This is a genomic window from Cereibacter sediminicola (assembly GCF_007668225.1).
Classification (GTDB): Bacteria; Pseudomonadota; Alphaproteobacteria; order Rhodobacterales; family Rhodobacteraceae; genus Cereibacter_A; species Cereibacter_A azotoformans.
In genome coordinates this window covers 1-13,962 of sequence record NZ_VDEK01000006.1, presented here as the reverse complement: position 1 = coordinate 13,962, position 13,962 = coordinate 1, and the positions used below count along the sequence as shown (strand labels likewise).

The 13,962-nt window shown below is 68.2% G+C and carries 14 protein-coding genes; 2 read left to right on the top strand and 12 right to left on the bottom strand.

The features are described 5' to 3' along the window. Positions 1-45: 45 nt before the first annotated feature. From FG154_RS06110 to secG, 12 genes are all read right to left on the bottom strand, one after another. Positions 46-1,347 carry an NAD(P)/FAD-dependent oxidoreductase gene (locus FG154_RS06110; protein ID WP_145105408.1) on the bottom strand — a complete coding sequence of 434 codons (1,302 nt, stop codon included), beginning with the start codon at positions 1,345-1,347 and terminating at the stop codon, positions 46-48. After that, positions 1,344-2,699, bottom strand: a complete 1,356-nt coding sequence (locus FG154_RS06105) for a glutamine synthetase family protein (protein WP_145105406.1) — start codon at positions 2,697-2,699, stop codon at positions 1,344-1,346. Before FG154_RS06105 ends, FG154_RS06110 begins: the two co-directional genes overlap by 4 nt. A 4-nt stretch (positions 2,700-2,703) precedes the next feature. Beyond that, on the bottom strand, positions 2,704-3,381 hold the full coding sequence (locus FG154_RS06100) for a type 1 glutamine amidotransferase (RefSeq protein ID WP_145105403.1): 678 nt from the start codon (positions 3,379-3,381) through the stop codon (positions 2,704-2,706). Positions 3,382-3,441: 60 nt separating this feature from the next. Further along, positions 3,442-4,779: a glutamine synthetase family protein gene (locus tag FG154_RS06095; protein ID WP_145105400.1), complete on the bottom strand. Its 1,338-nt coding sequence runs from the start codon at positions 4,777-4,779 to the stop codon at positions 3,442-3,444. Positions 4,780-4,783: 4 nt separating this feature from the next. Further along, entirely contained in the window at positions 4,784-5,611 is an 828-nt protein-coding gene (locus FG154_RS06090) for an ABC transporter permease (protein WP_145105397.1), read from the bottom strand. Then, the gene (locus FG154_RS06085) at positions 5,608-6,489 is read right to left on the bottom strand and encodes an ABC transporter permease (protein ID WP_145105394.1); all 882 of its coding nucleotides are present in this window, start codon (positions 6,487-6,489) and stop codon (positions 5,608-5,610) included. Before FG154_RS06085 ends, FG154_RS06090 begins: the two co-directional genes overlap by 4 nt. A 39-nt stretch (positions 6,490-6,528) precedes the next feature. Then, complete coding sequence (locus FG154_RS06080; RefSeq protein ID WP_145105391.1) at positions 6,529-7,254, bottom strand: transporter substrate-binding domain-containing protein; 726 nt, start codon at positions 7,252-7,254, stop codon at positions 6,529-6,531. A 37-nt stretch (positions 7,255-7,291) separates the two neighbouring features. After that, on the bottom strand, positions 7,292-8,089 hold the full coding sequence (locus FG154_RS06075) for an ABC transporter ATP-binding protein (RefSeq protein WP_145105388.1): 798 nt from the start codon (positions 8,087-8,089) through the stop codon (positions 7,292-7,294). Between the two features lie 147 nt (positions 8,090-8,236). Continuing rightward, the gene (locus tag FG154_RS06070) at positions 8,237-8,674 is read right to left on the bottom strand and encodes a tellurite resistance TerB family protein (protein ID WP_145105385.1); all 438 of its coding nucleotides are present in this window, start codon (positions 8,672-8,674) and stop codon (positions 8,237-8,239) included. Positions 8,675-8,741: 67 nt separating this feature from the next. Further along, positions 8,742-9,515, bottom strand: coding sequence for a 23S rRNA (adenine(2030)-N(6))-methyltransferase RlmJ (rlmJ, locus tag FG154_RS06065; protein WP_145105382.1), 774 nt, complete (start codon positions 9,513-9,515; stop codon positions 8,742-8,744). Positions 9,516-9,673: 158 nt separating this feature from the next. Further along, entirely contained in the window at positions 9,674-11,317 is a 1,644-nt protein-coding gene (locus FG154_RS06060) for a CTP synthase (RefSeq protein ID WP_145105379.1), read from the bottom strand. Between the two features lie 162 nt (positions 11,318-11,479). Then, positions 11,480-12,112, bottom strand: a complete 633-nt coding sequence (gene secG, locus FG154_RS06055; protein WP_145105376.1) for a preprotein translocase subunit SecG — start codon at positions 12,110-12,112, stop codon at positions 11,480-11,482. Positions 12,113-12,349: 237 nt separating this feature from the next. On the opposite strand from secG, the gene FG154_RS06050 reads away from it, so the two are divergent. Then, entirely contained in the window at positions 12,350-13,642 is a 1,293-nt protein-coding gene (locus tag FG154_RS06050) for an adenylosuccinate synthase (RefSeq protein ID WP_145105373.1), read from the top strand. 51 nt (positions 13,643-13,693) lie between these two features. Next, positions 13,694-13,962 (top strand): DUF2842 domain-containing protein (locus FG154_RS06045; RefSeq protein ID WP_145105370.1); only part of this gene is annotated, 269 nt, incomplete at its 3' end.

Below are 13,962 nucleotides of genomic sequence, written 5' to 3'. Positions count from 1 at the left end.
GTCCGGGGGCAGACAGCCCCCGGCGGCTCCCGCTGGCGCCGCGCTTCAGATCCCCAGCCGATCGCGAAGGGAATACCATGTCATCGCCAGCACCAGCATCGGCCAGCGCAGCGCCGCGCCGCCGGGGAAGCGGGGCTGCGGCAAGCCCGCCATCAGATCGAAGCGCCCGGCCTGGCCTGCCACCGCTTCGGCGATCAGCCGCCCCGCAAGCGTCGCCATCGCCACCCCGTGTCCCGAATAGCCCGAGGCTGACAGGATGTTGGGTGTCACCCGTGTGAAGCAGGGCAGCCGGTTCATGGTGATGGCCAGCGTGCCGCCCCAGGCATGGGTGATCCGCACGTCGCGCAACTGCGGATAGACCTCCAGCATCGGCTTCCGCACGGTCCGCTCGATGTCGGGGAAGCGGTAGCCGTAGCTCTCGCCGCCTCCGAACAGCAGGCGCCCGTCCTCGGACAGCCGCCAGTAGTTTACCACGAAGCGCGTGTCCGCCACCGCCACGGGTTCCGACAGAACCTCGGCCGCGCGGGGCCCCAGCGGTTCGGTGGCCAGGATGAAATTGTTGATCGGCATCACGCGGGCCGCGACGGAGGGTTCGAGGCGCCCGAGGTAGCCGTTCGCGGCCAGCACGACCTGGGCGGCGCGCACGCGCCCCGCGGCGGTCTCGGCCACAGGCTCGGCGCCATGAATGATCCGCGTCACCGGGCTCCGCTCGCAGATCCGCACGCCCGCCGCAACGCAGGCGCGGGCCAGGCCGATGGCGTAGTTCAGCGGATGGAGATGGCCGGCCCCGCGGTCGATGTCCCCGCCGACATAGTCTTCCGAGCCAATCAGGCGGCGGATGCCGTCCCGGTCGAGCGGCTCGATCCGGTCGTAGCCATAGTCGCGGGCTAGCTTTTCGGCATGGGCGTGCGCGTGGGCCACCTCCGAAGGCTTGCGGCAGGCGTGGGCAATGCCGGGATGGAAGGTGACCGGCATGTCGTGGCGAAGGATGAGATCCCGGACCAGCGCCTTGGCTTCCTCGCCCAGATCCCAGAGCTTCCGCGCGTCGTCGAGCCCCACCATCGCCTCGAGCTCGTCCTGCTCGAGCCGCTGGCCCGAGCCCACCTGCCCGCCGTTGCGCCCCGAGGCGCCAAAGCCCACCCGATGCGCCTCGAGCAGAACCACCGAATAGCCGCGCTCGGCCAGATGCAGCGCGGCCGAGAGGCCCGTATATCCGGCCCCCACGACGCAGACATCGGCCCGCACCTCGCCCTCCAGCGCGGGGAAGGGGGCAAGATCGGCCGCGGTGGCCGCATACCAGGAGCGGGGATATTCCCCCGGCCGGTCGTTGGCATAGAGCAGGTTCATACGTTCAGCAGCAGATGCTCGCGCTCCCACGGGCTGATGACCTGCAGGAACTCCTTGTATTCGTTGCGCTTGACTGCGTCATAGACGCCGCAGAACTCGTGCCCCAGCACGTCGCGGAGCGCCGCGTTCTCCTCGAGCAGGTCGAGCGCATCGCCGAGATTGTAGGGCAGGTCGGTCTCGGACATGTAGGCGTCGCCCGTGCATTCGGGGCGCGGCATCTTCCGCTCCTTCAGCCCGAGGTAGCCGCAGGCCAGCGAGGCCGCGAGGCCGAGGTAGGGGTTGCAGTCCATCCCCGCGAGCCGGTTTTCCAGCCGGCGCGCCTCGGGCCCCGAGATCGGCACGCGCAGCCCGGTGGTGCGGTTGTCGCGGCCCCACTCGAGGTTGATGGGCGCCGCGAAGTCCGGGACATAGCGGCGGTAGCTGTTGACGTAGGGCGCAAGCAGGGCCACCGCGGCGGGCAGATGGGTCTGCATCCCGGCGATGAAATGGAGGAAGGCCTCGGCCTCGCCCCCCTTCGCGTCCGAAAAGATGTTGAGGTTCGTCCCGGTCTCGACCACGGAATGATGGATATGCATGGCCGAGCCGGGCTCGCCCTCGATGGGCTTGGCCATGAAGGTGGCGAAACAGTCGTGCCGCAGCGCCGCCTCGCGGATCAGCCGCTTGAAGAAGAAGATCTGGTCGGCCAGCGCGACCGGATCGCCGTGGGCGAGGTTGATCTCGACCTGACCCGCGCCGCCTTCCTGAAGGATGCCGTCGATCTCGAAGCCCTGCGCCTCGGCAAAGTCATAGATGTCGTCGATCACCTTGCCGTATTCGTCCACGGCGGACATGGAATAGGCCTGCTTGGCCGCCGCCCGCCGGCCCGTCCGCCCCATCGGCGGCATGACGGGCATGTTGGGGTCGATGTTGCGGGCGACGAGGAAGAACTCCATCTCCGGCGCGACGATCGGCGTCCAGCCCTCGGCATTGTAGAGGTCCACCACCCGGCGCAGCACGTTGCGCGGCGAGACGGGAACCGGATGGCCCTGCTGGTCCACCGCGTCATGGATCACCTGCAGCGTCACATCCGCCGTCCAGGGCGCGGCGGTTGCGGTCGAATAGTCGGGGATCAGGATCATGTCGGGCTCGGTGAAGGCGCCCGAGGGATTGTCGGCCCATTCGCCGGTGATGGTCTGCAGGAAGATCGAGTTCGGCAGGAAGAAGCTCGTCTGCTTGCCGAACTTGTAGGCGGGCATGGCCTTGCCGCGCGCGACGCCGGCGATGTCGGAGAGGATGCATTCCACCTCGTCCACGCGGCGGTTGCCTATATAGGCGCGGGCGGCTTCGGGGAGACGATCGGTCCAGTCGGACATGGGACTATCTTGCCTGATTGAAGAACTGGGCGATGCGGTCGGCGAGGCGGCCGGCATCGTTGGGCTGGCCAAGCCGCTGCTGCGCGGCCTCGAGCCGGTCGTCGGGAACGACGCCCTTGCCGCGTGTCTTCATCAGCCCGTCGATGAAGTCGTCGCGGAACTCGGGGTGGGCCTGCACCGTCAGGGCGAAGTCGGGATAAAGCAGCGCCGCATGCGCGCAGAAATCGTTCGAGGCGATCACCTCGGCATCGGCGGGCGGCTCGATCACCTGGTCGCGGTGCCAGGCGTTCAGCACGATCCGGTCGTCGCCGAAGTCGTAGGCGGTCGGGCCCACGGCCCAGCCCTTCTCCGACCGCTCGACGCGCCCACCGAGGGCCTGGGCGATGATCTGGTGGCCGAAGCAGATCCCCACCATCGGCACGCGCGCCTCGCGCGCCTCGCGGATGAAGGTCTCGAGCGGCGGGATGAAGGCATGATCCTCATAGACGCCGTGGCGCGAGCCGGTGATCAGCCAGCCGTCGCACTCGGTCACGCTCGCGGGGAACTCCATCTCCATCACCCGGTAGGTGCGGAACTCGAGCCCCTTCTCGTCGAGCAGGCGCCGGAACATGTCGGGATAGTCCCCCATCTCGCCGGAGAGGACGTCGGGCGCTTCGCCCGTCTGCAGGATGCCGATCAGCATGAATTGTCCGAAATTGTCTGAGCCGGAGACTAACCCCGGCCCGGGTGAGGCGGCAAGAGGTCACACGGTATCGAGGTAGAGCTCGACCTGTTCCTCGGGCGAAAGCTCGGCCAGATAGTGCAGTTCCTGCCGCTTCGTCAGCACATAGTTGCGGATCAGCTCGCGCGGAAGGATGCGCGGCAGGATGGCGGAGTTTTCGAAGGCCCGGATCGCCTCTTCCCAGGTGGCGGGGATCTGGGGCAGGTCCTCGAGCGCGTAGGCGTTGCCCATGATGGCCTGAGGCGGCTCTTCCTGGTCCTCGATCCCGGTCAGGGCCGCGCCGAGGATCGTGGCCACCAGCAGGTAGGGGTTCACGTCCCCCCCCGCCACGCGATGCTCGATCCGCCGCGCGGCGGGATTGCCCGCGGGAATGCGGACGGCGGTCGTGCGGTTCTCGTAGCCCCAGGAGATCGCCGTCGGCGCGTGCATTCCCGGCACGAGACGGTCGTAGCTGTTCGCGTGCGGTGCAAAGACCAGCGTGCTGTCGTGCATCGCGTTCAGGCAGCCCGCCACCGCATGGCGCATCATGGCGGTGCCCTTGGGGCCGCCGCTGTCGAACACGTTGCGCCCCTGCGCGTCGAGCACCGAGAAATGCATGTGCAGCCCCGAGCCGGAATATTCCGGGTAGGGCTTGGCCATGAAGCTGGCGGCGAAGCCGTGCCGCCGCGCAAGCCCCTTGACCAGCAGCTTGAAGAGCCAGGCATCGTCGGCCGCGCGCAGCGCGTCGTCGCAATGCATCAGGTTCACCTCGAACTGGCCGAGGCCGGTCTCGGAGGTGGCGGTGTCGGCGGGGATGTCCATCTCTTCACAGGCGTCGTAGAGGTCGGTGAAGAAGGTGTCGAACGCGTCGAGCGCGCGGATCGAGAGCGCCTCGGCGGCCTTGCGGCGCTTGCCCGACCGGGGCGAGGGCGGCACCTGAAGCGTCTTGCCGCTGTCGTCGATCAGGAAGAACTCCAGCTCGACCGCGACCACCGGGGTCAGTCCCCGCGCCTTGTAGCGATCAAGCACGGCGCGCAGCGCGTGGCGCGGGTCGCCCTCGTAGGGGCGGCCGTCCTCGCGGAACATCCAGATCGGCAAGAGCGCGGTCGGCGCCTCGAGCCAGGGCATCGGCATGAAGCCGCGCTCGGTCGGGCGCAGGATGCCGTCGGCGTCGCCCTGCTCGAACACCAGCGGGCTGTCGTCAATGTCCTCGCCCCAGATGTCGAGGTTCAGCACCGAAAAGGGAAAGCGTGTCCCGTCCTTCACCACCTTGTCGGCGAAGCGGGCGGGGATGCGCTTGCCGCGCGCCTGCCCGTTGAGATCCGCGGCCGCGACACGGATCGTGCGGACCTGGGGGTGCTTTCTCAGCCAGTCTTTCATCACGTCACCTGATGATCTGCGGCCTGACCCTCAGTCGCGGCCTGCGGGCCGCGGGAACGTGGCGGTTCAGCCTCCGGTTCATCAGCCCGAAGAGCCAGATCACGAGAAGAGTGAGGCAGATGAAATAGAAGGCCACGATGGGGTAAGGCACGAACGGGTTGAAGGTCTTGTCGGCGAAATATTTGGCGTAGTAGAGGGCGTCGCCGCGCTGCTGGAAGGCGGGAAAGCCCGAGAAGAACACGAGCGTGGTGGCGTGGAACAGGAAGATCGCCTCGTTGGTGTAGGCGGGCCAGGCAAGGCGCAGCATGGTGGGCCACTGGATGCGGCGGAACTTCTTCCAGCCCGACAGGCCGTAGGCGTCGGCGGCCTCCAGATCGCCCTTCGGGATCGCCATAAGCGCGCCGTGGAAGATCTCGGCCGAATAGGCGGCCGTGTTCAGGAACAGCACGATCAGCGCCCCCGCCCAGGCGCGGGTCAGCCAGCCGGTCTCGACCGTGAGGCCGAAGATGTCGATGCCCGCCCGCGGCAGCAGAACCAGCGCCTCGTAGGCCAGGAAGAACTGGATGAAGAGGGGCGAGCCGCGGAACAGGAAGATGAACCATTCCGCGGGCTTGCGGATGACGGGCGAGGGGGCGGCCTTGGCCACGGCCAGCGCGTTGGCTAGGAAGAAGCCCGCCGCCAGCGCCAGCACCCCGAAGTAGATGTTCCAGATCATGCCCGAGCCGATCAGCGTGAACTGCTGGCAGAGCGTGAAGTCGCTGCGCGGCAACAGCCTCTCGCCCATGCCCAGCGAGCGGAGGCCGTAATCGGCGATCGTTTCGATGCAACTCATGCCGCGGCCTTCCGCTGTGCTTCGCCCGCGGCCGTGGCCTGCCCGAAGCTGAGCCTGCGCGTCAGACGGCCGAGCACGACCTCGGACAGGCGCGTCATGCCGAGGTAGAAGACCAGCAGCGCGAGGAAGTAATAGAGCCGCCAGTCCGGGTGCGGATAGGCGTAGAGCGAGGTCTTAGTGCCGCCCAGCTCGCGCGCCCAGTAGACGATGTCCTGCACGCCGAGCAGGAACAGCAGCGGCGTGGCCTTGATGAGGATCATCCAGAGGTTCGAGAGGCCGGGCAGGGCGTAGATCCACATCTGCGGCACGAGGATGCGGCGGAAGACCTGACCTTGCGTCATCCCGTAGCTTTCGGCGGTCTCAAGCTGCGCGCGCGGCACGGCGTTCATCGCGCCGGTCAGCACGTTCGAGACGAAGGCGCCGAAGACGATCGCGAAGGTCACGACCGCCAGCCCGAAGCCGTAGATCTGGTGCCAGATCTGCGCGGCGTTGCCGGGCGGCACCTTGGCCGAGGGGCAGACGCGGAACTCGAGTCCCTGCCGCACGGGCTCGGTCCAGTCGGGGCAGCGGATCTGGTGGGTGACCCATTCGATGCCCTGGTCGAGCGCGATGACGAAGAAGAGGAAGAAGACGATGTCAGGGATGCCCCGGACCATCGCGGTGTAGGTCTTGCCCGCGACCGAGACCGGCCAGAGGGGCGACCGGGCCGCGACCGCACCGGCAAAGCCGAAGGCCAGCGCCACCGGAGCCGTGATGGCAAGCAGCACAAGCACGGTGACGAACGACCAGTAGAAGGCGATGTGCGACCCCGAGGTGAGGTAGCACAGGAGCCAGCTCAGGCCCTCGAGACTTCTGGGATCGGCGCAGCTTGCGAACATGGGCGGGCGGAGGGCCCTCGCCGGGCCCCCCTCCTTTCGTCAGAAGGTCTGGATCTCGTCGCCGAACCACTTGCGGATCATGGCGTTGATCGTGCCGTCGTCCTTCATGGACTGGATGGCCGCGTTGAACTTTTCCTTCAGCTCGGTGTCGGACTTGCGAACGCCCATGCCCACGCCGCCGCCCAGCGGCACGTCCTCGCCCACGAAGGTGAACTCGCCGTTCGACTCGTTGACGAAGGGCACGAGGAAGTCCTTGTCGGCAAAGACCGCGTCGGCCTCGCCGTTGCGGACCGCGGCCACGGTCTCCTCGCCGGTGGCGAACTCGAGCAGCGTCGCGCCGCTCTCGGCCACATGGCTCGCCTGGATCGTGCCGGTCTGCGCCGCCACCACGCCGCCCTCGATGTCGGCGTCGGGCGAGATCGAGGCATAGGCCGACGCCAGCGGCGGGATGTAGTTCTGGGTGAAGTCGATGACCTCTTCCCGCTCTTCCGTAATGCTCATCCCGGCCATGATCGTGTCATAGTTGCCGGACTGCAGGTTGGGGATGATGCTGTCCCACTCGTTCTTCACCCAGGTGCAGGTGAGGTTCGCGCGCTTGCACAGCTCGTCGCCCAGCTCGCGCTCGTAGCCGTCCACCTCGCCCTTGTCGTTGATGAAGTTGTAGGGAGGGTAGGCGCCCTCGGTGCCCATGCGCACGGTCTGTTGCGCCGCGGCCGCGCCCGCGGCCAGCGCCAGAAGCGCGGTGGTCAGGATCAGCTTCTTCATCGGTCTCTCCCGGTCAGTTTTCTCTTGTTGTTGGTCGTCAGGCGGTGGCGGACAGGAACTGGCGCAGCCGATCGGTCTGCGGCGCACCGAAGAGCCGGTCGGGCGGCCCCTCTTCCTCGATCCTGCCCTGATGGAGGAAGATCACATGGTCCGACACGTCGGAGGCCATCCGCATGTCGTGGGTCACCAGAAGCATGGTCCGGCCCTCTTCGGCCAGCGCCTTGATGACGCGCACCACCTCCTGTTCCAGCTCGGGGTCGAGCGCCGAGGTCGGCTCGTCAAAGAGCAGGGCGCGGGGCTCCATGCAGAGGGCGCGGGCGATGGCGGCGCGCTGCTGCTGGCCGCCCGAAAGCTGGGCGGGGTAGGCGTCGCACTTGTCGCCGATCCCCACCTTGGCCAGATAGCGCCGCGCGGCCTCCTCGACCTCGGCCCGCGGCCGCCCGAGCACCGTCACCGGCGCCTCCATGACGTTCTGGAGGATGGTCATGTGGGACCAGAGGTTGAACTGCTGGAACACCATCGACAGGTTGGTGCGGATGCGGATCACCTGCGCCTTGTCGGCCGGGTGGCGGGCAAGCCCCGTGCCCTTCCAGCGCACCGCCTCGCCCTCGAAGAGGATCTCGCCGTCCTGGCTGTCCTCGAGCAGGTTCGCGCAGCGCAGCAGGGTGGACTTGCCCGAGCCGGACGACCCGATGAGCGAGACCACATGGCCCCTGGGGGCCACCATGTCCACGCCCTTGAGCACCTCGAGACTGCCGTAGCTCTTGTGCAGGTTTCGGATCTCGATGACGGGAACGGGGCGCGAGGGGCCTGGGTCTCGGGTCTGGGCGGTCACGACGGCTCGCAAATTGTCACTCTGGCCCGAGTAGGGCCCAAATCCTTGGCCAAGGCAAGGCGGATTCGCCGCGCACCCGCGGCCGACGACCGACCGACGGCCTTGCCGTCCCTGCGCGAGGCGACGGTCCGCGCGGGCCCTGGCCGTTCAGCCGCGTTCGGCGCGCTGGCGGGCGATGGCGCTTTCCTGGTCGGTCAGGCCGAGCAGGTTCGCCACCAGCCGAAGCACCTGATCCTCGCCGTCGTCGCGCTCGCCATCGGCCAGCGCCACCGTCCAGAGCGCCTGCATCAGCGAGAAGCGATCCTCGACCGGCACGGCCTCCTTGAGGGCGCGCGTGAAGCGCACCGTGTCGGGCGCCTCGGCCTCGAGCGCCTCGGCCTCACGCCTCAGCCGGGTGGCGTCCTCGGGCGTGATCCCGCGTCGGCCCGAGAGCACGCGGTCGATGCGGCTGATCTCTGCCTCGTCGTAATGGCCATCGGCGCGGGCCACGCGCACCAGAAGCGCCGCAAGCGCAAGGTCGGCGTCGGCCTCGGGCAGGCGATCGGGGGCGGGCGCCGTCAGGCGGCGGAGAAGGCTGTCGAACATGGGACAGGATATAGAGCGGCGCCCCACGGCTGCCAAGCGCCCGGACATCACGTCGCGCGCAGCCCGTTCATCCGGCAAAGAGTGCGGTCAGGCGCGCGGCCTCGTCGTCCGTCCCCCAGGGCGGGTTCACCACGAACATCCCCGAGCCCACCAGACCGTGCCCCTCGCGCGCGGGGGGGAAGCGGACCTCATGCGCCAACGCCTCCGGGAACTGCGCCCGCAGCACCTCGACCATCGGACGGTGCAGGCCCGCGGGCAGGATCGGATACCACAGCGCCAGCGTCCCCACATTCCATTTCCGCGCGATGGCGGCCATGTGCCTGGGGATCGCCGCATAGTCGTCCTTCACCTCGAAGCTCGGGTCGATCAGCATCAGGCCCCGACGCGGCACGGGCGGCGTCAGCGCCAGGGCTGCGCGGAAGCCGTCTTCCTGCCGCAGATGCGCGCCCCACGGCTCCATGACCCGCGCGAGCGCCCGGTATTCCTGCGGATGCAGCTCGGCCAGATGCATCACGTCGCCGTCGCGCAGGAAGCCCGCCGCCAGCAGGGGCGAGCCGGGATAGGCCTCGGGGCCGAAGAGCGCGCGCTCTTCCCGCAGCCGCCGCCGGTAGGGATGGTCCTCGGGCAACCGCCGCTCCAGCACCGCGATGCCCTGCGCCGCCTCGCCGGTCTTGACCGCCTCGGCCGAGGACAGATCGTAGAGCCCCCGCCCCGCGTGGGTCTCGATGTAGGTGAGCGGCTTGTCCTTCTTCACCATGTAGTCGAGCATCGCACAGAGCAGCGCGTGCTTGTGCACGTCGGCGAGGTTCCCCGCATGGAAGATGTGCTGATAGGAGAGCATCAGGGCCGCCCTGGTCCGCGCGCGTCCCGGGCGCCGGGTCGCGACGGTGCGTGGCCGGGATCAGGCCGAGGCCGGGCGTGCTGCGGGTTCATGCGATCTCCTGAAGGGGCAGGCCCAGGCCGCCATGGGCCGCCCCTTCGGGCGGCCGGCGGGCAATCTCAGACCAGCCGCGACACCTCGACGGCGGCGCGGATGAAGTCGGCGAACAGCGGGTGGGGCGCGAAGGGCTTGGACTTCAGCTCGGGGTGGAACTGCACGCCGATGAACCACGGATGGTCCTTGATCTCGACGATCTCGGGCAGGCGGCCGTCGGGGCTCATGCCCGAGAAGGTCAGCCCGCAGCCTTCCAGCGCCTCACGGTAGCGCACGTCCACCTCGTAGCGGTGGCGATGGCGCTCCTCGATCTCGGTCGAGCCGTAGATGGTGGCCACGCGCGATCCCGCGGCCAGCGCGGCCGTATAGGCGCCAAGCCGCATCGTGCCGCCCTTGTCGTCGTCGTGCTTGCGCTCGACGATATGATTGCCCTGGATCCATTCCTTGAGGTGATAGACCACGGGGGTGTAGCGCTTCCGGCCGATCTCGTGATCGAACTCTTCCGAGCCTGCATCCTTCACATGGGCAAGGTTCCGGGCGGCCTCGATCACCGCCATCTGCATGCCCAGACAGATGCCGAGATAGGGGATGCCCTTCTCGCGCGCATACTGCGCGGCGCGGATCTTCCCTTCCGTGCCACGTTCGCCAAAGCCGCCGGGCACGAGGATGGCGTGGAAGCCCTCGAGGAACGGGCTCGGGTCCTCGCGCTCGAACAGCTCGGCGTTGATCCACTCCGCCCTGACCCGCGTCCGGTTCGCCATCCCGCCGTGGGTCAGCGCCTCGGCGATGGATTTGTAGGCATCCTCCAGCTGGGTGTATTTGCCGACGATCGCGACGCGCACCTCGCCTTCGGCATTCTCCAGCCGGTCCATCACATCCACCCAGCGGTCGAGGTTGGGTTTCGGCGCGGGCGAGATCCCGAACGCATCCAGCACCGCCTGATCCAGCCCCTCGCGGTGGTAGGCCAGCGGCGCCTCGTAGATGGTCTTCAGGTCATAGGCCGCGATCACCGCCTCTTTGCGCACGTTGCAGAAGAGGGCGATCTTCTCGCGCTCCTTTTCCGGGATCGGGTGTTCCGAGCGCAGGAGCAGCACGTCCGGCGCGATGCCGATCGAGCGCAGCTCCTTCACCGAATGCTGGGTGGGCTTGGTCTTCAACTCGTGCGACGCCGAGACGTAGGGCAGGAGGGTCAGGTGGACGAAGATGCACTGGCCGCGCGGCTTGTCCTGCGCGAACTGGCGGATGGCCTCGAAGAAGGGCAGGCCCTCGATGTCGCCGACCGTGCCCCCGATCTCGCAGAGCATGAAATCGACCTCATCCTCGCCGACCCTCAGGAAGTCCTTGATCTCGTTGGTGACGTGCGGGATCACCTGGATGGTCTTGCCGAGGTAGTCGCCGCGGCGCTCCTTCTCGAGCACGTTGGAATAGATCCGCCCTGACGAGACCGAATCCGTCTTGCGCGCCGAGACGCCGGTGAAACGTTCGTAATGGCCGAGGTCGAGGTCGGTCTCGGCGCCGTCATCGGTGACGAAGACCTCGCCATGCTCGAAGGGCGACATCGTGCCCGGATCGACGTTCAGATAGGGATCAAGCTTTCTCAGTCTGACCGAAAACCCGCGTGCCTGCAGCAGCGCGCCAAGCGCGGCCGAGGCCAGACCTTTGCCCAGCGAAGACACCACCCCGCCGGTGATGAAGACGTAGCGTGCCATGCGGTGGGATCTCCCGTGACTGTCGGTTCAAGGTAGTGCGATCGGCTTGCCCGAATCCCACCATCACGGGAGTCGGGATATAGCGCATCCGCAAAGAGTTCGCAACTGACGACAGCTAGATGCTGTCGTCAGAAAGGCAAAAGCATCAAAGGATTGTAGAGATCAGTTGGCCGTCGTCGGAGCGGGCGCGACAGGAGCTTCCGGTGCGGCCGGTTCCTCGGTCGGGGCGGCCGTTTCCGGCGCCGGAGTGGCCTCGGGCGCAGCCGCTTCGGGCTGGGCAGCCTCCGGCTCGGTCGTTTCCGGGGCGCTCGCCTCCGGTGCGGCCGGTTCCGCGTCAGGTGTCGCCGCCGCCTCGGGGGCCGCGGCCTCAGGGAGAGGGGCTTCAGCCGGAGCCGGAGCTTCCACCGCCGGGGCCTCCAGCGCCGGGGCCGCCGGTTCGTCCACGCGCGGCGGCGTCAGCGGGGCGTTCGTCGGTGCCGGGGGCAGCAGATCACCACCCAGCGGCGCCTCGGGCGCGGCAGGGGCCTGCTGGCGCGTGGTGCCGCCGAACTGGTCGATCACCGAGGACCCGTGCGAGTTCTGCGCGGCAAAGATTGTCAAAGCGATCGAGGTGCCGATGAAGGCCACCGCAAAGACCCAGGTCAGGCGCGTCATGGCGTTGGCCGCCTGACGGCCGGTCATGGCGCCGCCGCCGCCGCCCATGCCGAGCCCGCCACCCTCCGAGCGCTGCAGCAGCACCACGCCGATGAGCAGAAGCGCGAGGATCAGATGGACGATGAGAACGACGTTTTGCATGCGGAGGGGGCCTTCAGATGCTGACGCGCCTATCTAGGCCCATGCGTCCGTCGCCGCAAGCCCTTCAAGGCCGCAGGTCCGGGTGCCGCGCGCCGCGGGCGCCGGTCCCGGTCCCGCCGGCCAGGCCCCGGCCGCCGCTTGCGGCCGTCCGTCCGTCCGCCGGGCGAATTTGCGGTTCCGTCCCGCTCGGGCAAGGGATATAGAGCGCGGGTCTTTTTTCATCAGCAAGGAACGGACATGGCCAACGTCGTCGTCGTGGGCGCCCAGTGGGGCGACGAGGGGAAGGGCAAGATCGTGGACTGGCTCTCGGAGCGGGCCGACGTGATCGCGCGCTTCCAGGGCGGGCACAACGCCGGCCACACGCTGGTGATCGACGGCAAGGTCTACAAGCTGTCGCTGCTGCCCTCGGGGATCGTGCGGCCGGGCAAGCTGTCGGTGATCGGCAATGGCGTCGTGCTCGACCCCTGGCACCTGGTCGGAGAGATCGCCAAGCTTCGCGGCGAAGGCGTGGAGATCACGCCCGACAATCTCATGATCGCCGAGAACGCCGTTCTGATCCTGCCGCTGCATGGAGAACTGGACCGGGCGCGCGAGTCGCACAATGCGGTGGCCAAGATCGGCACCACGGGCCGCGGCATCGGTCCGGCCTACGAGGACAAGGTGGGCCGCCGGGCGATCCGCGTGGCCGACCTCGCCGACGAGGCGACGCTTGCCCTAAGGGTGGACCGGCTGATGGTCCACCACGACGCGCTGCGCCGTGGCCTCGGGATCGAGCCCATCGACCGCGAGGCCCTGCTCGCGCAGCTGCGCGAGATCGCGCCGCAGGTGCTGCCCTACGCGAAGCCCGTGTGGAAGGTGATGAACGAGATGCGCAAGGCCGGAAAGCGCATTCTCTTCGAGGGGGCGCAGGGCGCGCTCCTCGACATCGACTTCGGCACCTATCCGTTCGTCACCTCCTCGAACGTGATCGCGGGGCAGGCCGCCACCGGCACGGGCATCGGTCCGGGCGCCATCGGCTTCGTCCTTGGCATCGTCAAGGCCTACACCACCCGCGTGGGCGAGGGCCCGTTTCCGGCGGAACTCATGGACGCCGACGGCGAGCGTCTGGGCGAGCGCGGCCGCGAATTCGGCACCGTGACCGGGCGCAAACGCCGCTGCGGCTGGTTCGATGCGGTCCTCGTGCGCCAGACCTGCGCCACTTCCGGCGTCTCGGGCATCGCGCTGACCAAGCTCGACGTGCTGGACGGGTTCGAGACGCTGAAGATCTGCGTGGGCTACGACCTCGACGGCGAGCGGCTCGACCACCTGCCGATCGCCGCCGACCAGCAGGCGCGCTGCACCCCGATCTATGAAGAACTCGAAGGCTGGTCCGAAAGCACCGCCGGCGCGCGCAGCTGGGCCGACCTTCCGGGCGCCGCGGTGAAATACGTCCGCCGGATCGAGGAACTGATCCAGTGCCCGGTGGCGCTGCTCTCGACCTCGCCCGAGCGCGATGACACGATCCTCGTCACCGACCCTTTCGAGGACTGACCCACCGGGCCGCCCTCGCCCGGGCGGCCCTCCCTTGCCACAGGAGGTTCCATGGCCCTGAGCTACAAGACACGCCGCCGCCTGTCTCTGCTGGTCCTCATCGTGGGGATGCCGCTCTATATCGTGGCGGCGGTTGAGCTGGTCGACCTCTTCGACCGCCCGCCCTTCTGGCTCGAACTCGTCATCTATGTGGCGCTGGGTATCGTCTGGATTCTGCCCCTGAAGCCGATCTTCATCGGCGTCGGGCAGGCAGACCCCGACGCGAGCGAAGCTCGTGGCTCATCTGGGCGAGACACCTGTCCTTGGTCGCATTGGCCGCG